The sequence below is a fragment of the Carboxylicivirga taeanensis genome (genome assembly GCF_051851475.1).
GTDB classification, from domain to species: Bacteria; Bacteroidota; Bacteroidia; order Bacteroidales; family Marinilabiliaceae; genus Carboxylicivirga; species Carboxylicivirga taeanensis.
The window spans coordinates 230,834-252,638 of the sequence record NZ_JBPUSJ010000006.1 but is presented as its reverse complement, the minus strand read 5'-3'; the positions used below and the strand labels follow the sequence as shown (position 1 = coordinate 252,638).

The following is a 21,805-nucleotide window of genomic DNA, read 5'->3' as shown; positions in this document are numbered from 1 at the left end:
AATTTTAACACTCTGGTTAGATTGGGACAAATCTCAATTATAATGCGGCATATACAGCCATCCTGGTCTGGCTAACAGCTTAATTTACTAGCCTTTGACATCAATTTAATACATATATTAAGAGATTACAAGCATTTAAATGTATTTTTGCAGCCGATTAAGCTAAGTTTTTGACATCAACGTAACCCTATCTAGAGCGTGTTAATCTTATACATTAGTAAAATCAAGTAATATGCCGTTGAAGCCATTTATCAAGCAATTATTAATCAGTACCCTTTGCCTTTTATTTCCGTTAACCTCTATACAGGCAGCCGGTGAGCAAACCACGCACCTGCAATTGCCTCCCGCTGTTATGAAGCACGTATCAGCAACCATACGGATTCAGCAAGAACCAGCCGAACAAGTTATTGAACCTGTTGTAATCATTGACGGTGTTCAGCAAGTAATTCAGAGCGATGATGAAGGGTTGTATTGTGAGTACACATTCGACCAAGCCACCGAGGTTCAACTCATACAGGGGAGCCACAGTGAAAAGAGGCCTGTTAACCCGATTCCTCTTTGGTTATCCATTCTGCCCCCTTTAATTGCCATTCTGATGGCACTTATCACTAAGGAGGTATTTTCTTCGCTGTTTATCGGACTCCTTATAGGAACATCTGTAATTTATAAATATGCCGGTGTTGGGTTTTTCGCAGCCATATTCAAAGGTGCCTTTGCCATTATCGATACCTACCTGATGCATGCGCTGCTGAGTCAGGAACACCTTTCCATCATTATTTTCAGCATGCTCATTGGAGGCATGGTCACGCTCATTTCGCTCAACGGAGGCATGAAGGGTGTGGTGAATATTCTTTCGAGATATGCGAATAACCGCCGTTCCGGCCAGTTAATTACCTACCTGATGGGGCTGCTTATTTTCTTTGATGACTACGCCAATACCCTGGTAGTAGGCAACACCATGAGGCCGATAACCGATAAACTTAAAATATCGCGCGAAAAGCTGGCCTACCTGGTCGATTCCACTTCGGCGCCCATTGCTGCCATTGCTTTTATCACCACCTGGATTGGTGCTGAGCTCAGCTACATCCAGCAAGGTATTGCCGAAATTGGGCTGGAGGCTTCAGCCTATTCGGTATTTCTTGAATCGTTAAGGTACTCGTTCTACCCCTTGCTAACCTTGTTGTTTGTGCCAATGCTAATATGGCAAAAACGCGACTTTGGGCCAATGTACAAAGCCGAAAAACAAGCCAAACTTTCAGAGATTGAGATAACAGATAAGAAAAAGCGCTCGCCTCAAATTATGAAGGAACTGGAAATGGCGGATGATGTAACTCCAAGATGGTTTAACGCTGTTATCCCTGTACTCATTGTGGTGTTAGGAACTATCGCGGGCTTAATTTACACAGGCTGGAATCCGGAAGTATGGGGCAACCAAAACATAAATTTCACCAGCAAACTGTCAACAACCATTGGTGATGCCGATGTTTTTAATGCTCTGATATGGTCCTCGCTGGCAGGTGTGTTTGCCGCATTACTTTTAACGACATCACAGCGCATTCTCAATTTAAAAGAAAGTATTGACGGACTTATCAATGGCTTTAAAACTATGTTTCATGCCATATTAATACTTTCACTAGCCTGGTCACTGGCCCTATTAACTGAGCATTTACATACTGCAGAGTTTATTACAGGCCTTTTAACAAACATCAATATAAGTCCGCAGTTTATACCTGCCTTGACGTTTGTTTTCTCAGCCATTATCGCATTCAGCACTGGTTCGAGCTGGGGAACAATGGCGATAATTTACCCGCTGGTACTACCGGCTATTTGGAAGATAGGCCTGGAGTCAGGCATGAATACAGAAGACATACTACCACTTTTTTACAATGCCGTTTCAACGGTATTAGCCGGGGCTGTTTTGGGTGATCATTGCTCGCCAATATCCGATACCACCATTCTTAGCTCTCTGGCTTGTTCGTGTAACCACATTCACCACGTTCGCACACAAATGCCGTACGCTTTGCTCGTAGGTGGCGTGGCATTGCTGGCAGGAACCTTACCATCGGCATTTGGCTTCCCAATTATAATATCCTACCTGATTGCTGCAGGTATACTTTATGCATTTATTCGCTTTAAGGGCAGACGGGTATAGAACAAACAAAAAAGCTGTCAGTATTACACTGACAGCTTTTTTGTTTAATAGATGGCAGGAAACCGTTTAGGATCAAATTCTGCCATTAAAGCATATATTGTTTCGTATACGTCTTCGGCATTGGGATTACTGAAGTAATCACCATCGGTACCATAAGCCGGACGGTGATCTTTAGCTGTCACCGTTTTTGGTGATGCATCCAAATGGTAGAAAGCACCATGCTCTTCAACCACTTTGTGAAGCATATAAGCCGTTGCTCCACCCGGCACATCTTCGTCGAAGAATACTACCCGATTGGTTTTTTTAACTGATTCGAAGATGATTTTATTGATATCAAAAGGTAAAAGCGTCTGTACGTCAATCAGCTCCACCGACACACCAATCTCGGCCAACTGATTAACGGCATCCTGCGCTATTCGCACACACGAACCATAGGTCACCAAAGTCACATCCGTTCCCTCCTGAATGATTTCAGGAACCCCCAAAGGTATTTTAAACTCCCCAATGTTAGAGGGGCGCTTTTCGCGCAGGCGATAGCCATTTAAGGGTTCAATCACCAGGGCTGGATCATCAGCCGCCAGCAAGGTGTTATAGAAGCCTGCAGCCCTCGTCATATCCCGGGGAACACAGACATACACCCCACGGATGGAGTTAATGACCATACTTAATGGAGAGCCACTGTGCCAGATGCCTTCCAGACGGTGCCCTCGCGTACGAACAATCAGCGGTGCTTTTTGTCCATTTTTAGTCCGATAACGCGTAGTTGCCAGGTCATCACTCATGGTTTGCAATGCATACAACAAGTAATCGAAGTATTGAATTTCGGCAATGGGTCTTAGTCCACGCAGGGCCATACCGATCCCTTTCCCAAGGATGGTGGTTTCGCGAATCCCGGTGTCACGAACACGCAATTCGCCATACTTGGCCTGCATCCCTTCCAGGGTTTGATTAACACCACCTAAAAAGCCGGTATCTTCACCGAAGGTGATTACTTTGGGATTATTCGCAAAAATATAGTCGAAATTATCCCGTAAAATTTCTCGCCCGGGAACAGTTGACGCATCACCTTCAAATTCGGGGGCCACCGGTGTGACTTTCAGGGCCGAATTATCATCCTCACAATACAGCCATTTACTATAATTCTCCTGCCCTTCAGCATAGTACTTTTGCACCCACTCTTTGAGTTGTGCCTTCATGCTGTTCGGCTTTTCACACGCTGAACAATAATGACGTAAGACCTTTCGGGCGGCACTCAATATCCCTTTTCGGTTGAGTGACATACTGGACTTTAGCTCAGTCACAATTCCATCAATCTTTTCCTGCTTTATTTCATTACAAACACAGTTTTTACGGGTTATAATGTCCAGCAGCTCCTGACGTTCAGACTTAAAGGCGTCCATCAGGTCCTTATAAGCCTCTTTTTGCGCAGCCTTCACCTCAACAACAGCCTCTTCCTCTATCGCATCCAGCTCTTCAGCAGAAGCCAGCTTAATTTCAAGCATCCATTTACGCATTTGCAGCAGGCCATCGTGCTCTTTTTCCCACTCCAATCGCTCTTCTGTTTTATAGCGTTCGTGAGAACCACTGGTTGAATGGCCTACGGGCTGCGTCAATTCTTCGACATGGAACAATACCGGCACATGCTCTTCGCGGCAGCGCCGTATGCCCTCTTCATACATTTGACACAATCCGGCATAATCCCATCCTTTAGCAGTGTAAATGAGCATGCCTGTTTTATCCTTTGGTCCTTTTTCGAACCCTTTTAAAGCTTTACTGATGCTCTCCTTTGTGGTCTGCATCTTTTTAGGAACGGAGATGCCATAGCCATCGTCCCAAACAGATACCGCCATAGGAATTTGCAAAACACTGGCGGCATTTAGCGTTTCAAAAAAATGCCCTTCGGACGTACTGGCATCACCAATAGTCCCAAAGGCCACCTCGTTTCCATTTATACTAAACTGCTCGAATTGCCTGAGCTCGGGATTATTACGGTATAATTTAGAGGCCATCGCCAAACCAACCAAACGCGGCATTTGACCCGCTGTTGGTGAAATATCAGATGAAGTACACTTGATATCGGTCAAGCGTTTCCAGTTACCATTTTCATCAATCAGGCGTGTGCCAAAATGATTATTAAAGGAGCGTCCTCCGTTATCCGGATTCAGCTGAGTGTTGGTTTCTCCGTATAGCTGGGCAAAAAACTCTTTGGGTGTTATCATGCCTGCAGCTAGAATAAAGGTCTGGTCGCGGTAATAGCCCGAACGCCAGTCTCCTTTTCTAAACTGTTTGGCCATGGCAATCTGGGGGATTTCTTTGCCATCACCAAAAATTCCGAATTTTGCCTTGCCTCCAAGCACCTCTTTACGGGCCAAAAGGCTCATATTGCGACTCACGCAGGCAATTTTATAGTCGGTAATCACTTCTTTTTTAAACTCAGCAAAGCTAAGTTCACTTTCATTTACAGACATATAAATAATCTTTACTGTTTTTAGTTGCTGAACACAAATCTAGCAAGATTGTGCCATTATTTATTGGGCACCTATCAAACATATGAAGCGGCTCGTTTGTTTGCCTAATAGTAAATTTTAGTACTTTTGTACCGAATTAATAAAAGGGAAAGATTATGTGGCCGGTTTTAATACTAAGCATTGTTTTAATGGGAATTGTGTTTGTGCTGATGTCTATTCGCATTCTGCTGCAAAAAAACGGTAAATTCCCCAACTCGCATATTGGTGGCAACAAAGCGCTCAACGATAAAGGTATTTATTGTGCAACCACACAGGATAAGCTTGCACGAAAAGAAGCCTTTAAAATTAAACCGCTTAAGCTAGATGGCGAATTTGAGAGCCAGACTACCAGTTGCTAAACAATTAACAAGGAGGCTGTTCCTTAAAGAACAACCTCCTTGCTCATGCTTGTTTTATAACCCAATCTTTTTATAGCTTACCTTTTATTTATCGATAACATATTTTGAAAAGCCTTCTGTCATTTCAATAACATACTCACTGTTATCGCCATTCATTATAAAATATGCTTCCAGCTCGGGATGTGCTTCAACAATGGCCCGACTTTTTTCATAGCCCAGCACCATAAAAGCAGTGGCATAAGCATCGGCCATCATGCAATTATCTGCCAATACAGACACACCTAAAAGCTGGTGATCAACCGGATAGCCAGTAAACGGACTGATGGTATGTGCATATTTTTTCCCGTCTTTAATATAAAAGTTCCGATAATTGCCAGAGGATGCCAAGGCCACATTGGAAATACTAATGATCTCCTGTAACTGTCGGTTTTGCACCTGTGGATCATCAATGGGCTTATCAATGCCCACGCGCCAGTTAACGTGCTCCGGATTGCGGCCTTTCACCCGCATTTCTCCGCCAATTTCCACCATGTAATTCTCTACAGCCATACTTTCCAGTAAAGCTGCCACTACATCCACAGCAAATCCTTTGGCTATGGCGCTGCCATCCAGCATTATTTCGGGCTTATCCTTAACCAGTCGTGTTCCATCGAGGTGCACCATGTCCATACCTACAAAATTCCGGATGGAATCAATGGCGGCCTCTGTAACACTGTCTTTTTTTGAGAAGCCAAAGCCCCATAAATTAACCAGTGGTGCAACAGTCATATCAAAAGCTCCATTGGTGGCAGCTGTTATTTCTTTCGCAGCGTTAAACACCGTCCGAAAATACACATCTGTCTCATTCGACTCGTTTCGGTTAATTTTACTGATAACCGACTGTTCTTTATAGGTGGACATAGACCAGTCAAAGGCATTTAAGGTACTCTGAATGGTGTCGGATAAATCTTCCGAAGCTTCATAGGTTATATGGTAAATTGTGCCAAAAATAAGGCCCTCATTGCGGACATATTCTTTTTTAGGCTGGCAGGCAAACAAGCCAAGTACTAACAAGGTACCCACAAATACATTAAGCGTTTCTCGCATCATCTTCTGTTTTATTGAACAAATTTGATAAAATACCTTCTTAAATCCCAAACCAGCCCACTATTTTTCACATCTGTTAGTCCACCTGAAGATTGTACACCCCGCTCACAATTACCTGCTCGTTTGCCAGCGCGTTTTGTACCTCCACAAATCCATTATAGCTATCGCCAATAATCGCCCTTTTCTTTTCCAGAAAATACAGTTGTTCATTCTGCTTTTTCACAACGAAATAATAGCTATCACCCCCAAGTTTAACGAGCGCTTCTTCGGGCAGCCCCAGGCCGTCGTTCTGGCTGGTGATGATTTGTGCCTTAACATATGCTTTATAAACGAACTCTTGCATATCTTCCGGCGCAATCGAAGCCCGGCATTCAATGGACTTAGAGTGCTCCTGAACTCGTCTGGCAATAGCGGTGAGCTGTCCTGTATACATTTCCTGGGCCTTATTCACCACCTGAAATACAACCGGACTGCCGGTTTTAACAAAGGGCATGTCCTTTTCAAAAACTGACAGACTCAGCTGCAAACGCTTCGTATCTATTACTTCGGCAATATTCTCCTGCACTTCAATACCATCTCCAAGCACCACATTCAACTGTGTCAATTCCCCTTCGATGGGGGCTATCAAACAGTAACTGTCAACAATATTACCTGCGCCAATGGCCTCCAGATCCAGATTCAATCGTTTTAGTTGCAAGCTAAGGGCATTGTAATCGGCTACTACCAAACGGTACTCACTCTCAACCATTAAGAACTCCTTCTCACTGCCAATATTGCTTTTATAAAGCTCCTTTATTCGAGCATAATCGGCTGTAAGCTTCTTCCTTAGCGCAATAGCTCTCAGGTAGTGTTGCTGCAAATCGATTAGTTGAGATGAGGATATCAAAGCCAGCTTTTGGCCCTTTCGCACCTTTTGCCCAAGTGTTACATAAACGGCTTCCACCCGCCCCGGCAAAATCGAATTTACTTGTGCCACCCCATTGGGCTGCGCGCAGATATACCCGTTGGCACTTATACCCGACTTAAACAGCATCTGTGTGGGGGACGCAATTTTCATTGCTTCAGTTTCAAACTGCTGTCTGGTGAGTTCAATGAACTCCGATTGATTCTCTGCCTCATTATTAGTTTGTCCGCCTGAGGAAGAACACGCCAAAACGGTTAAGGTAAGACTGATGAATAAGGCTGATTTTATTATAAACTGTTTCATGATATGTCGTCTGATTGAATAAAATAACATTTTACTGAAGGTAGTTGAGTTCCAGCACCAGGTTGTTGTACTTGTAAATATTCTCATAATAATCCTGCATCAACTGTAAGGCATTCTCCACAGTCATGATGAATTCCAAAACATTCATCTCACCTAGCTCATAACTCATATGGGCTGTTTTTAGCAGTTCATGACTCAAAGTCATTCCTGTCTCTTCGTAATAGCTAATTGCTTTTTGGTATTTAAGCAGCTCCGACTGCAGGTTACGGTAACTGGTGGTTAACGAACGTCGGTAATGGGCCTGCATCTTCTGACTAATTTGAACTCCTATCTTACCCGCTTTGATTCGGGCTCGTTGTTCTCCAAAAAACAAAGGTATGGATACACCAGCGTAAACACCAGAATAATGCTCGGCTCCCGCTTGTGAGTTGGTACCATTAAAATAGCCCAGCGAAATATCGGGCAACAACTTGTGTTTCTCAACACGCAACAGCACATTTTGGTGCTGTTCCTGCTGCACCAGCTTAGCCAACTCGATGCTCTGCTCGGGATGAAAAGCCCGGAGTTCTAGTAATTGAAGAGGCTGGTGAGGCACTGTAAGCACACTGTCGGTCTGCAGTAGTTTATTAAATTGCTCCCCGGCAATGTCTAAATCATAATTCAGTTTTGTTACAATGGTTCTTATGTGCTGATGCTTAGCCAGTGCATTTAATTTTTCGACCTGACTGATGGCTCCCATAGAAAACCGCTCTTCAGCATTTGCAGAAAAATCGGCATACACACTGTCCACCTGCACCAGAAGCTCTTTTCGGTTTTGCAAATACACGATGGCATAATACACCTGCGACACCTCTTTCACCACCTGAAGCTTCTGCTTTTGGTAGTCCTTTTCAACCAACTGAGTGCGAATATTGTTCGCTTTCTTTTGTGTACCGTAAACGGTTGGAAAGCTAAAACTTTGCTCCACTCCCAGCACATTTAAGGGATGACCATTGGCGGCGATATTGTTTGCATCCCGCTCATAGTAGAGCATGGTTTTATCAATTGCAAATGCAGTGGCTGCCAGGTGCTCGCTTTCTTCAATCCGCAGCTGATAGGCGCCCAGCTGTTGGTTGTTTTCGAGGGCAATTGCCACCGCCTGCTCCAAACTAACATCGCCAGAACGATCACTTTGGGCCCATACAGAACTACCTGCCATAAAAAGGAGTGCTAACGAGACGGCCCCTTTTCTGATTATCCGAAAAGGAAACAGACTAATGCGCTTCACATTGTAGAATATTTCAAACAGCAGTGGCAAAGCCACCATGGTTAAAATTGTGGACGTAACCAATCCGCCAATAACAACCGTTGCCAGTGGGCGCTGTACTTCGGCCCCAGCACCTGTTGAAATGGCCATTGGCAAGAATCCCATAGCTGCTGCAGAAGCCGTGAGCATAACGGGGCGCAACCTATTTTTTGTTCCCAGAATAATTAATGTGCGTGTATCTTTAGTATTGCCATTGAGCTTTAACTCTTTGAGGTGCTCGATTAACACAATTCCGTTGAGGACGGCTATTCCAAACAGGGCAATAAACCCAATTCCTGCAGAAACACTAAAAGGCATATCTCTGAGCCATAGCGCCACAACACCACCAACGGTGGACAAGGGTACTGCCGTAAAAATAAGGAAGGCATCGCGCAAAGAGTTAAATGCAAAGTGCAGAAAAATAAATATTAGCGCCAAGGCTAAAGGCACTGCAAAAAGCAGTCTTCTACTGGCGTTTTTCAAGTTTTCGAACTGTCCCCCAATTTGAATATAATAGCCCGGAGGTAAGGTCACCTGTTCCTTAATCAGTCGATCGATGTCAGCCACTACTGATTTTAAATCGCGGTTGCGCACATTCACACTCACCACCACACGCCGGCTTGTATTCTCCCTCGATATTTTAGCTGGCCCCTGGCCAATGGTAATTGTAGCCAACTCTTTCAGTGGCACCTGATGCCCGTTATTCAATGGCACCAGCAAGTTCTCAATATCCGCCATCTCTTTGCGACTTTGCTCAGGCAGGCGTACCACCATGTCAAAACGTTTCTCGCCTTCGAATACAACACCTGTTGTTTCACCTCCAAAAGCCATAGTGAGGTACCGGTTAAGCGCAGCGATATCGGCACCATAATAGGCTATTTTACTACGGTTATACTCCACACTCATTTGCGGCAGACCTACTGTTTTCTCGAGGATAATATCAGCCGCCCCCGGTACTCCTTCAATAAGTTGCTTTATTTCGTTGGCTTTCGCATCCAGATAAGTTAAGTCTTCTCCAAATATTTTAACTGCTATATCTGCTCTCACCCCAGTTATTAGCTCATTGAATCGCATCTCAATAGGTTGCGTAAACTCATATTCAACACCGGGAATAACAGATAGGGCTTCCTTGAATTGCTCAGCCAGCTCTTCCTTGGAATCGGCCGAGGTCCATTCACTTTTAGGGTGTAGCTTGATAATCATGTCAATCTCCTCCATCGACATGGGATCGGTTGGTACTTCTGCGGCACCAATGCGACAGACAATCTGATTCACCTCAGGAAACTTATTCTTTAAAATCTGTTCCATGCGGGTCGTCATATCGATGGTTTTGGATAAAGACGTTCCCGTTTTTAATACCGGCTGAATAACAAAATCCCCTTCATCAAGTGTTGGAACAAACTCGCCCCCCATGCGGGCAAACAGGATACCAGTGCCAATCAAAGCCATCAGTGAGAAACCAAGTACCGCTTTCTTATGGCAGCAAGCCCACCTGATAACCGGTTCGTAAGAACGATAAGCTGCCGACATCAACAAACGGGTTAATTTATTTTTTTTAGTGGTTTCGGGTTTTAGAAACAAAGATGCAGCTACGGGCAACCATGTTAAGCCTAAAATCATCGCTCCTATGATGGCAAAGCTAAAAGACAGGGCCATGGGGCGAAACATTTTCCCTTCCACACCGGTGAGCACCAAAATAGGAATAAACACAATCAGAATAATTATTTGACCAAAAATGGCCGAATTCATCATTTTAGAAGCACCTTTAAAAGTGAGGTCATCCATTAAGGATTGCTTGTCACTGAGCGAACCTTTGGCAAAAGCACCTCTTTTTTTGGTGAGCTGAATAACTATAAACTCAACAATAATAACCGCTCCATCGATAATAATACCAAAATCCAGGGCCCCAAGACTCATCAGATTGGCATCCACACCAAATACATACATCATGGACAAGGTAAACAACAAGGATAGCGGAATCATGGAGCCAATGACCAAAGCTGAACGAATATTCCCCAGAATTAGAAAAACGATGAAAATAACGATAATACAACCAAACACCAGGTTCTCAACCACAGTAAGTGTTGTTTTACCGATTAGCTCGCTTCGCTCCAACACAGGATTGATAAAAACACCCTCGGGCAAACTCGACTGCACTTCTTCCACACGCTGTTTAACCGCCTTAATCACCTCTTTAGAGTTCGCATCTTTCAGCATCATGATTTGGCCCAACACTTTTTCGCCGCTTCCATTGGCTGTGATGGCGCCATAGCGATTGGCATGCCCGAGATTGACATCTGCCACATGGCTGATAAGCACCGGAATGCCATTACGGGTCTTAATCACAATCTGTCGAATATCATCAATGGATTTGACCAGGCCATCACCCCTGATAAAATAGCTCTGATTGTTTTTCTCGATGTATGAAGCCCCCGATATACTATTGTTGGCTTCAAGGGCGGTAAACACATCCATCAGGCTTATGTCCAGACTGGCAAGCTGAGCAGGATTAACCGCTATTTCAAACTGTTTGAGGTAGCCTCCCCAGCTATTGACCTCAACCACGCCATCGATGCCTGATAACTGCCGCGCAACAATCCAATCCTGGATGGTACGCAAATCCATTACCGAATAGCGCTCTTCGTAGCCGGGCTTTACATCCAGTACGTATTGGTAGATCTCCCCGAGTCCGGTTGTAATAGGGCCCATCTCGGGTTCGCCAAAGCCAGGAGGAATATTGGCTGATGCAGATTTTATCTTCTCTGCAATCAGCTGACGCGGCAAGAAAGTACCAATCTCATCGTTAAACACAACAGTTACAACTGACAATCCAAATTTTGAAACTGATCGTATTTCTTCGACACCGGGTAGGTTAGCCATCTCCAATTCTACAGGAGCCGTAATAAACTGCTCAATTTCCTGCGTGGAAAGGTTGGAGGAAGTTGTAATAACCTGCACCTGATTATTGGTAATATCGGGCACGGCCCCAATGGGAATATTGACAATAGAATAAATCCCTGCCCCAACAATGGTCAAGGTAAACAATATAACGATCAGTTTATGCCTGACGCTATATTCAATCATTTTACTAAGCATACTTTTCGATTTACACCTTGCGCGCTGCAATTTATTAGCAAGGTTTGTATAGCAAACAAGATTCTAAACACCTATTTAAATCTCCTACCTACAAAAACATATAGGCATTGACTCTTAGTATTTAACAGGGTGAACCTCGTAAACTGTAAACCGAATAAAAATGGAGCGTTGGACGAAAAGAGAACGTATAAACCGGATAAATACAGGAACGCTCTCTAATAGGCGGTTCTTCGGGAATAGAAGCGGTAGTAGCAGGTGCGCTCTTAACGGTTGCTGATGAATTTACAACCGCTTTCTTGTGCCGATAGTCTTCTAAATGATAGCTACCGGTATTGCTCGCAATAACGACCTCTAAAAGATACAGAAGCCCAGATTTTTCGCTCGCTTCAATCTGCTGGAAACTTACACACCGTTCATGAGAATGTGCCAGTGAAGAATGCCCCAGAATAATCAGGAGCACCAACGAGAAGAGTATTTGTCTGACCAGTTTCATCGTGTGTATAACAGTGCTCATTTCGTATTGTTTATGACTAAGCACTTCAAAAGCCAAACATAAATAATTTTAGTTAATCCTCATCTACGCGTATGACACTATCACATAAGGGGTGCAAAAGATCATACTTCCTATTTAAACAAAGCATCGCGATGCGGCGATCACTCACTTAACTCCATAAAAAAAGCCCCAGTTAAGGGGCTTCTATATTTATGATCCAAAATCATCAAAGGCAATCATCTCATCGGGTACTCCCAGATCATACAGCATTTTATTAACTGCATCGTTCATCATAGGAGGTCCACATAAGTAGTATTCGATATCCTCTGGCTCGTCATGCTTGCTTAAATACTCGTCATGAATAACCTGGTGGATAAAGCCTGTTGCACCGTCCCAGTTGTCTTCAGGAAGCGGCTCCGACAGGGCAATGGTAAACTTAAAGTTAGGGAACTCTTTTTCGATGGCGCGGAAATGATCTTCGTAGAAGATTTCCTTTTTCGAGCGAGCACCGTACCAGAAAGTTACTTTACGACCTGTTTTAACAGTGTGGAACAGGTGGAAAATATGCGAACGCATAGGTGCCATTCCGGCTCCACCACCAATAAACATCATCTCGTTATCAGTTTCCTTAATAAAGAACTCACCATAAGGTCCTGAAACAGTCACTTTATCTCCTGGCTTACGCGAGAAGATGTAAGACGAACAAATACCAGGATTCACGTTCTTAAATCCGCCAGTTACACGGTCAAAAGGTGGTGTTGCAATACGAATGTTCAACATCACAATGTTTCCTTCGGCTGGGTGGTTAGCCATTGAGTAGGCTCGGTAAGTTGGTTCCGGGTTCTTCATCTTCAGATCGAACATGCCAAACTTCTTCCATTCCTCCTGATACTCTTCACCAACTTCCATATCTTTGAAGTCCACATCTATTTTTGGAACATCAATCTGGATATATCCACCGGATTTAAAGTCAAGGTTTTCACCTTCGGGCAACTTCACCACAAACTCTTTAATAAAAGTCGCCTGGTTATCGTTGGATACAACAGTACATTCCCACTTTTTAATACCCATTACTTCCTGTGGAATCTGCATGGTAAGGTCTTCCTTAACTTTTACCTGACAAGCCAGGCGCCAGTTGTTAGCCTGCTCTTTACGGGTAAAATAACCTGTTTCTGTAGGCAATATTGACCCTGCTCCACTATCTACCTGACAGCGGCACATGGCACATGTACCACCACCACCACATGCTGATGGCAAGAAAATTTTGTTGTTCCCTAATGCCGAAAGCAAGGTTTGTCCTGGCTCTACCACCAACTCTTTTTCACCATCATTAATGTTAATGGTTACTTCACCAGATGGCATCAGCTTTTTCTTAGCGTACAATAAAATCGACACCAATGCGAGGATCACCAACAGGAAAATCGCAACACTGGTAAAGATTACTGTACTATCAATTGCTAGTAATGTCATTTCTAATACTTTTTTCTTTTTACAACTGAATTCCCATGAAACTCATAAATGCCACACCCATTAATCCGGTTACAATAAAAGTAATCCCTAAACCACGTAAAGGCGCTGGAATATCAGAATACTTAATTTTTTCGCGGATAGCAGCAATACCAACAATAGCTAATAACCAGCCAATGCCAGAACCTAAACCAAATACGGTGGCTTCGCCAAGGTTTGCATAATCGCGCTCCTGCATAAACAATGAACCTCCTAAGATGGCACAGTTTACAGCAATAAGCGGTAAGAAGATACCCAGTTGCGAGTAAAGAGTAGGTGCAAACTTCTCAACAATCATTTCTACTAACTGTACCATTGACGCGATAACAGCAATAAACATGATGAAACTTAAGAAGCTTAAATCATACGTTGCAAACGTATTTTGTAATCCCATCAGGTTATCCAACCATACCAGGGCCCCTTCGCTTAATACAAACTGATTAAGCAGGTAGTTAACCGGCACGGTGATACCTAATACAAAAGTTACGGCAATCCCTAACCCTAATGATGTATTCACAGTTTTTGATACAGCCAGGTATGAACACATACCAAAGAAGTAAGCAAATACCATGTTATCAATAAAGATAGACTTGATGAATATATTTATATAATCCATTTTTCTGCTTTTTTCTGATTATGACTCTATCAATTCTTTGTTACGTGAACGCTGTACCCAAATAATGATACCTACAACAATCAGTGCCATTGGAGGCAAGGTCATAAAACCATTATTTACATAGCCCATTTCATAAAATACTTCTGGAATGATCTGGAATGATCCAATCCCTGGCAACGACAAACCGCCGGTTCCGAAAAACTCACGGAAGAAAGCAACTACAATCAGGATAAATCCATATCCGGCTCCATTACCAATACCATCTAAAACGGCAGGCCATGGCTTATTACCCAAAGCAAAAGCCTCCAAACGTCCCATAATGATACAGTTGGTGATAATCAGACCAACAAACACCGAGAGTTGCAAACTCACTTCATAGGCATAGGCTTTCAACACTTGGTCAACAATAATTACCAAGGCTGCCACTACCACCAGCTGAACGATAATTCGAATACGTGCTGGAATAGTATTACGAAGCAGGGATATAATCAGGTTTGAAAATACCGTTACGAACATAACAGAGATGGACATCACAATGGCCGGCTCCAACTTAACTGTCACCGCCAAGGCAGAACAGATACCCAGCACCTGAATGGTAATGGGATTTTGTGCTCCCAGAGGAGTTGTAATCAGCTTTAAATTTTTGGCTGAGAACAAAGGTTCTTTTTCACTACTCATCGTCACAATTATTTTAGTTCTTTAAAAACTTTTCATATCCACTCAAACAGTCATCCAACATGGTGCCAACACCAACACTGGTAATTGTACCACCTGAGATACCATCCACTTTGTGCGGATCGCCTTCTGACTGTCCTTGCTTAACAACTGCAATTGAGGCAAACTCCCCATTATCTTTAAATAGTTGCTTGCCAACAAACTGCTTCTGGAAAGCATCGGTTGTAATTTCAGCTCCCAGACCTGGTGTTTCACCTTTATGGCCGAAGGTAGCTCCGAACACAGTATTCTTATCCTCGTTTAAAGCTACATAGCCCCAGATAGGGCCCCATAAACCTTTTCCACGAACCGGAATAACATACTTCGTTGAACCATCGTCCAACGTACACTCATAAATAGGATATGCCTGATCGGCAGCATCCTTTTTAATCTCTTTAGCTAAATCAACAGTAAATGCTTCAACTCCGCTTTGTTTTTCACCGTTGATATTTAATACATAAGCATTATCACCAATGTATTTTTCATATTTTACCTCAGCATCGGCTGCTGTACTCTCCACCTTAATGGTTTTCAGAATATCCATTTTTTTGGCCACGGCCTCATTCTTATCCTGAATAGGTTTTAACGATTGTGCTAGAAAGGCCAAAATTGCCGCTACCACAATCACCATAACAGATGCGTACAGAAAGGTATAAGTATTTCCTTGTCTATCCATTTTACTAATAATTTAGGCAGCTACTTTAGCTCTTCTTAAACGACGTTTGATATTTCCTTGTACCACATAGTGGTCGATAAGCGGTGCAAATGTGTTCATCAATAAGATGGCTAACATTACCCCTTCCGGATATGCCGGGTTAAAGACACGTACCATCACGGCCAGGAACCCAATTAAAAATCCATAAATCCATTTCCCTTTTTCGGTGCGGGTAGCCGAAACTGGGTCGGTCGCCATAAAGACAGCACCAAAAGCAAAACCACCTAAACACAAATGATGTATCGCATCCACTTGCATAAGTGCGTTGGCACCCCACAGGTTAAATAATAAGCCCATGATGTAACCACCGGCAAAAACCGATACCATGATTTTCCAGCTGCCAATACCTGTGTAAATCAAAATAGCTGCTCCAATCAGAATAGCCAGTGTTGATGTTTCACCAATCGAACCCGGAATCATCCCCAGGAAGCTTTCCATAATGGAATGGCTGGGTGCCATACCTGAAGCTGCCTGACCTAATGAAGTGGCTCCAGAAAAACCATCAACAACACCTTGTCCATCGGTTAAACCTGAGATCCATACCTTGTCGCCCGACATATTTGAAGGGTAGGCAAAGAACAGGAATGCACGAGCTATCAGTGCAGGGTTCCAGATATTCATACCAGTACCACCAAATACTTCTTTACCAATGATCACTGCAAAAATGGTTGCAATAGCCACCATCCACAATGGAATATCAACTGGCAACACCAAAGGAATAAGCATCCCCGATACCAGGAAGCCTTCCTGTACTTCGTGACCACGGATTTGAGCAAAAATAAATTCTACACCCAAACCAACCAGGTAAGATACCACAACAATTGGTAAAACTTTTAGTGCTCCATGACCCACCTGGGCCCAAAAGGAAGCCTCAACGCCCATCGCAAGGAAATGCTGATAGCCAGTATTCCAGATACCAAACAGCAGTGCCGGAACTAATGCCATCACAACAATTGCCATGGTACGCTTCAAGTCAACCGCATCGCGCACATGAACACCATTTTTGTTCGTTGTATTAGGAACAAAAAACAAGGTTTCCAGTGCATCGAAGGTTGAATGAAATTTTTCAAACTTCCCGCCTTTTTGAACGTGAGGTTTGATGTTATCTAATAAATTTCTTAACGCTTTCAATGTTATATAGTTTTATAGTTATTAGCCAGAAACAGTAGCTTTAAAATTAATAACCACCAGTCTTTCTGACTACTGACTAATTTAACTCAACTCCTTAATCATTAATTCAATACCCTTACGCAAAGTCGCTTGCAATGGCTGTTTAGAAGTACAAACAAACTCACAAAGAGCAATATCCTCTTCAACAAGTTCATAAATACCTAACTGTTCCATCTTATCGATGTCTTCAACCAAAATAGCTCTGAATAAGAACTCAGGCAGGATATCCATTGGCAACACCTTGTCGTACTGACCCGATACTACAAATGAACGAAGCCCTCCGTGCTTGTTGGCATCTAAACGATACTCTTTGTTTTTACACATCCAGCTAAAGAAGGAGTGCGACATACTGAATTTACCAAAGCCAGGCATGGCCCAACCCATAAACTCATAGTAATCGCCTTCAGGAATAACTGTTACCTGCGAATGATAAGCACCTAAGTAACCGTCTTCCTCAATTTGTGTACCAGTTAATACGTTACCACTGATGTAGCGCAGCGTCGTATCGGTTGTTGTATTGTTTTTCACTAATGTAGAGATGCTGGCGCCTAACTTCGTTCTGAAATAGCCCTTCTTTTCAATTTCACTACCGGCGAGAACCACAATGCGATTTGCATCATAAATACCCTCAGTAAATAGTTTACCGATAGCAACAATATCCTGCGGTTGAGCTACCCAAACAACTTCTCCCTTGCTAATAGGCAGGGTATGGTGAATCTGAACACCTACGTTACCGGCCGGGTGAGGACCGCTAAACGAATGGAGTGTCACACCCTTCAGGCTTTTAAATGCCTTTGAGGCTGATTCGTTCTGCACACCTACATGTACATTGCTGCAAAGCTGCTTGATAACGTTGACTCCGGCCTGTAATGCTTCCTCCTGTCCAGATAAGATAAAATCCATATCCGGTGCCAGTGGGGCACTGTCAAAAGCCGAAACAAAGAAGGCTTTGGGAGTTTCATTGGCATCTGCAATCACATCGTATGGGCGCTTACGAATAAACGGCCACAACCCAGCGGCTTGCAGTTTCTCGACAATCTGTTCTTTTGAAAGGTCTGCAGGATTAGCAGTTTCAAACTGCTCTTTCTCATCTGCTCCATCAGACTTTACGACTACTTCAAGGATTTTTCGGCGTTCGCCACGGTTTACCGCAGCCAACTCTCCACTAACAGGAGACACAAATTTTATTTCCGGACGATACTTGTCAAAAAATAAAACTGTACCCGCTTTCACCTTGTCCCCAACTTTGACAGCCATTTTTGGCACCACACCGTGAAAATCGGTGGGCTTAACGGCAAAAAATTCGGGCAAATCAGCCTGTCCAAAAACTTTCTCGGCTTTGCCGGCTAGCTGGATATCAAGACCTTTTTTGATTTTTATTACCTCTGACATGTTTGAAAAACGGTTTTTTTATTTTTACGCGCAAAAATACATAAATTTATCACTAATCCATATATATTGCGTTTGTAAAACACAGTAAACATGGAGTATTTTAATATACCTTGCCATTTGAGTGGCACAAAAAGGTTTTTCAACACTATATTACCTAAAAAAATAGTTGCACTTACAGGAGGCCTTATCATTATTTGCAGCAGTTATTTAACGGCCAAAGCACAAGAACCGGTGCAAACCGCCTCCAACATTCATACAGTGCAGTTATTTAAAAAGGGTTGGAAAATGTCGTACCCCATAATTAATTTACACCCACAGGAGCAATTACGACTTGAGTTTGATGACTTTGCTTATGACTCCAAAAATTATCAGTATCGCATTATACACTGCAATTCCAACTGGGAAGAATCGAACCTGATGCCCACCGAATACATTGATGGCTTCATGCCTAACTCGGTTGATGATTATCAGTATTCGTTTAATACCACCTTTGATTACATTCACTATACACTCGATTTCCCAAACGAAGATGTTAAACTTAAAATATCGGGGAATTACATCATTCAGATATTCGAGTTAGGTAATGAAGATACACCAGTTCTAACGCGCCCGTTTTATGTTTCCGAAGGCCAGGTAAATATTTCTCCACGGATAAAGTACACCTCAAACTCTAATTTTAGAGAATCGATGCAGGAAGTTAATTTCACCATCCAACACCCCCATTTCAGAATTAACAATCCGCGTGAAGACCTAAAAGTGGTGCTCCAACAAAATGGCCGCTTTGATAATCAAATTGATGACCTAAAACCACTGTTTATTCGCAATCAGGAACTTGACTACTCGTATAACCGGGAAAACTTATTTGATGGCGGCAACGAATACCGCTGGCTCGACATCAGAAGCACGCGCTTTGCTCCTGAACATGTTGCCAACATTTCGTTTTTTGACCCACACTACCACTTTACGCTGTTTCCCGATAAGTTTTTGAGCCAGAAACCCTACTTCTATCGCGAAGATTTTAATGGAAAATATTACATTGATGTGAAAGAAAACCGGGATCCGGTGATTGAAGCAGACTACGTATATGTCCATTTCAAACTGCCTGTTAAAGCCCCTTTCATCGATGGAGATGTGCATGTAACAGGCGGCTTAAACGATTGGCTCTTAAACACCTCCAACCGTATGGAATACAACTTCAACACCCACACCTACGAGCTAACCATGCTGCTAAAGCAAGGTTTTTACAATTACCAGTACCACTTTTTAGAGAACGGACATAAAAAGGCTGAGGTTGAACGGTTTGAAGGCAGCTTTGGTCAAAGTGAAAACGATTACATCATATTTGTTTACTACCAAAGTGTGAGCGACAATTATGAGCGCCTGATAGGGGTCAATATTTCAAATTCGCTAAAGTATTCAATCAGTAAGTAAGCTGTTATCCGGATGCTGCTTAACACTCATCCGCACAAACACGTGATGCTAATACATAAACCACTGACCGGTTGTTAATTCAGTAAATTATTATTCTGATTTTAAAGGCATTTTTGTTTGTTCACCCCGTCTAAGCTGGTGCCAAAAAATAAAAAACTCACGAAGGCATAAAAGCTCATGAGCTCTCTGTGCATCAGGCTGTAAGCCCAAACTACAAAAACCTGATAAATATTAGCTGAATTTGCACCCAAACCCTGACTTTTTTCATGTACATCGGCTTTTTAATTTCATAGATTTGTTTTACTCAGATGATTTTGGATTAAATCTTTTCGTTAAGGTCAAGCAGTTGACTGAGTGACAACCAAAAAAAATAAAATCTATGCCAAAAGGAATTTTTCAAGTACCACCGGCTGTTAATGAGCCAATTAAGAGTTACGCTCCCGGAAGCCCTGAGCGTGCTGAGTTAAAGAAGATGCTGGAGGAACTTCGCACGCAAGAAATTGACATCCCTATGTTTATTGGTGGCGAAGAAGTGAGAACAGGCGATAAAAAACGTATTCACCCGCCTCACGAAATTAAGCACACCCTAGGTTACTACCATCAAGGCGACGAAACGCATGTACACATGGCCATTGATGCGGCTTTAAAAGCCCGCAAACAATGGGCAGAATTAAGCTGGGAACACCGCGCATCCATCTTTTTAAAAGCAGCTGACTTACTTGCTGGTCCATACCGCCAGGTTTTAAACGCTGCCACCATGTTAGGCCAGTCAAAAAATGCCTTCCAGGCAGAGATTGATGCAGCTTGCGAGCTGGCTGATTTTTTCCGTTTCAACGTACAGTATATGACTGAAATATATGCTGGCCAGCCGGAATCATCACCTGGCATTTGGGACCGTGTAGAATACCGTCCACTGGAAGGATTTGTATTTGCTCTCACGCCGTTTAACTTTACCTCTATTGCCGGTAACCTGCAGACTGCTCCGGCATTAATGGGTAACGTAGCGGTATGGAAACCCTCAAAAACAGCTGTATATTCAGCTTACTTCTTAATGAAATTATTTAAAGAAGCAGGTGTGCCCGATGGCGTTATTAACCTGGTTTATGTTTCGGGCCCGGTAGCTGCTAAGGTGGTATTTGAACACCCTGATTTTGCTGGTTTCCACTTTACAGGTTCTACCGGAGTTTTCCAAAGTACCTGGAAAGCAATTGGCGATAATATCTACAAGTACAAAACCTATCCGCGCATTGTTGGTGAAACAGGTGGTAAGGATTATATAATTGCACACAAATCGTGCGATGCCAAGGCAGTAGCCACCGCATTGGTTCGTGGCGCCTTCGAGTACCAAGGTCAAAAATGTTCGGCTGCTTCGCGCGCCTATCTGCCAGCCGGCCGATGGGAAGAGATTAAAGGCTATGTTGGCGAGCAACTGAAGGACATGAAGATGGGACCACCTGAGGACTTTTCCAACTTCGTTAATGCAGTTATTGATGAAGCTTCATTCAACAAGCTAGCTGGTGCTATTGACGATGCCAACGCCAGTAACGAAGCAGAAGTGATTTTTGGAGGTAACTATGATAAGTCAATAGGTTACTTTATTGAGCCAACCATCATCCAGACAAGCAATCCAAAGTACCCAACCATGGAAGAAGAATTGTTTGGTCCGGTACTCACCATTTATGTGTACGAGGATAATAAGTTGGACGAGACCATGGATATTCTGGATAGCACATCCATCTATGCACTTACGGGAGCTATTTTCTCGCAGGACAGATACATTATCGAAAAAATGACGAAGCGACTGGTGAATACTGCCGGTAACTTCTACATCAATGATAAGCCAACAGGTGCTGTTGTTGGCCAGCAGCCATTTGGTGGTTCACGTGGCTCGGGAACCAATGATAAAGCTGGTTCGGCCATTAACCTGATGCGCTGGGTGAGTCCACGCACCATTAAGGAGAACTTTGTTCCACCTCACGACTACAAATACCCATTCTTAGCTGAATAAAACCAAGGAGGCTGTCCGAACGACAGCCTCCTTTTTTGAATCATCCTTTTTAGGTTCCCAGACTAAAT

General features: G+C 43.2%; 15 protein-coding genes. 4 read left to right on the top strand and 11 right to left on the bottom strand.

What is annotated here, in order from left to right:
• The first annotated feature begins 232 nt into the window (after positions 1 to 232).
• Positions 233 to 2,152 (top strand): Na+/H+ antiporter NhaC family protein, encoded by a 1,920-nt coding sequence (locus ACSX1H_RS11450; protein ID WP_439184062.1) that lies wholly within the window; start codon positions 233 to 235, stop codon positions 2,150 to 2,152.
• A 44-nt stretch (positions 2,153 to 2,196) separates the two neighbouring features.
• On the opposite strand, the gene ACSX1H_RS11445 is transcribed toward ACSX1H_RS11450, so the two are convergent.
• Positions 2,197 to 4,620 carry an alpha-ketoacid dehydrogenase subunit alpha/beta gene (locus ACSX1H_RS11445; protein ID WP_439184061.1) on the bottom strand — a complete coding sequence of 808 codons (2,424 nt, stop codon included), beginning with the start codon at positions 4,618 to 4,620 and terminating at the stop codon, positions 2,197 to 2,199.
• 155 nt (positions 4,621 to 4,775) lie between these two features.
• Here ACSX1H_RS11445 and ACSX1H_RS11440 point away from each other — a divergent pair, with 155 nt between their 5' ends.
• A complete protein-coding gene (locus ACSX1H_RS11440) occupies positions 4,776 to 5,018 on the top strand; it encodes a hypothetical protein (protein ID WP_439184059.1) in 243 nt (80 codons plus the stop codon).
• Positions 5,019 to 5,102: 84 nt separating this feature from the next.
• On the opposite strand, the gene ACSX1H_RS11435 is transcribed toward ACSX1H_RS11440, so the two are convergent.
• The 10 genes from ACSX1H_RS11435 to ACSX1H_RS11390 form a co-directional block, all read right to left on the bottom strand.
• Complete coding sequence (locus ACSX1H_RS11435; protein WP_439184057.1) at positions 5,103 to 6,107, bottom strand: FAD:protein FMN transferase; 1,005 nt, start codon at positions 6,105 to 6,107, stop codon at positions 5,103 to 5,105.
• Positions 6,108 to 6,180: 73 nt separating this feature from the next.
• Complete coding sequence (locus tag ACSX1H_RS11430; protein ID WP_439184056.1) at positions 6,181 to 7,311, bottom strand: efflux RND transporter periplasmic adaptor subunit; 1,131 nt, start codon at positions 7,309 to 7,311, stop codon at positions 6,181 to 6,183.
• A 31-nt stretch (positions 7,312 to 7,342) separates the two neighbouring features.
• Positions 7,343 to 11,692: a CusA/CzcA family heavy metal efflux RND transporter gene (locus tag ACSX1H_RS11425; RefSeq protein WP_439184055.1), complete on the bottom strand. Its 4,350-nt coding sequence runs from the start codon at positions 11,690 to 11,692 to the stop codon at positions 7,343 to 7,345.
• Between the two features lie 121 nt (positions 11,693 to 11,813).
• Positions 11,814 to 12,206 (bottom strand): hypothetical protein, encoded by a 393-nt coding sequence (locus ACSX1H_RS11420; protein WP_439184053.1) that lies wholly within the window; start codon positions 12,204 to 12,206, stop codon positions 11,814 to 11,816.
• Between the two features lie 189 nt (positions 12,207 to 12,395).
• Positions 12,396 to 13,655: an NADH:ubiquinone reductase (Na(+)-transporting) subunit F gene (gene nqrF, locus ACSX1H_RS11415; protein WP_439184051.1), complete on the bottom strand. Its 1,260-nt coding sequence runs from the start codon at positions 13,653 to 13,655 to the stop codon at positions 12,396 to 12,398.
• Between the two features lie 19 nt (positions 13,656 to 13,674).
• On the bottom strand, positions 13,675 to 14,307 hold the full coding sequence (gene nqrE / locus ACSX1H_RS11410; RefSeq protein WP_439184049.1) for an NADH:ubiquinone reductase (Na(+)-transporting) subunit E: 633 nt from the start codon (positions 14,305 to 14,307) through the stop codon (positions 13,675 to 13,677).
• 18 nt (positions 14,308 to 14,325) lie between these two features.
• Positions 14,326 to 14,985 (bottom strand): NADH:ubiquinone reductase (Na(+)-transporting) subunit D, encoded by a 660-nt coding sequence (locus ACSX1H_RS11405; protein ID WP_439184048.1) that lies wholly within the window; start codon positions 14,983 to 14,985, stop codon positions 14,326 to 14,328.
• Between the two features lie 13 nt (positions 14,986 to 14,998).
• The gene (nqrC, locus tag ACSX1H_RS11400; protein ID WP_439184047.1) at positions 14,999 to 15,697 is read right to left on the bottom strand and encodes an NADH:ubiquinone reductase (Na(+)-transporting) subunit C; all 699 of its coding nucleotides are present in this window, start codon (positions 15,695 to 15,697) and stop codon (positions 14,999 to 15,001) included.
• A gap of 12 nt (positions 15,698 to 15,709) precedes the next feature.
• Positions 15,710 to 16,867, bottom strand: coding sequence for an NADH:ubiquinone reductase (Na(+)-transporting) subunit B (locus ACSX1H_RS11395; protein ID WP_439184046.1), 1,158 nt, complete (start codon positions 16,865 to 16,867; stop codon positions 15,710 to 15,712).
• Positions 16,868 to 16,948: 81 nt separating this feature from the next.
• Complete coding sequence (locus tag ACSX1H_RS11390) at positions 16,949 to 18,298, bottom strand: Na(+)-translocating NADH-quinone reductase subunit A (RefSeq protein ID WP_439184045.1); 1,350 nt, start codon at positions 18,296 to 18,298, stop codon at positions 16,949 to 16,951.
• Between the two features lie 90 nt (positions 18,299 to 18,388).
• Here ACSX1H_RS11390 and ACSX1H_RS11385 point away from each other — a divergent pair, with 90 nt between their 5' ends.
• The gene (locus ACSX1H_RS11385) at positions 18,389 to 19,729 is read left to right on the top strand and encodes a type IX secretion system plug protein (RefSeq protein ID WP_439184044.1); all 1,341 of its coding nucleotides are present in this window, start codon (positions 18,389 to 18,391) and stop codon (positions 19,727 to 19,729) included.
• Positions 19,730 to 20,108: 379 nt separating this feature from the next.
• A complete protein-coding gene (pruA, locus tag ACSX1H_RS11380; protein ID WP_439184043.1) occupies positions 20,109 to 21,737 on the top strand; it encodes an L-glutamate gamma-semialdehyde dehydrogenase in 1,629 nt (542 codons plus the stop codon).
• The last annotated feature ends 68 nt before the right edge of the window (positions 21,738 to 21,805 follow it).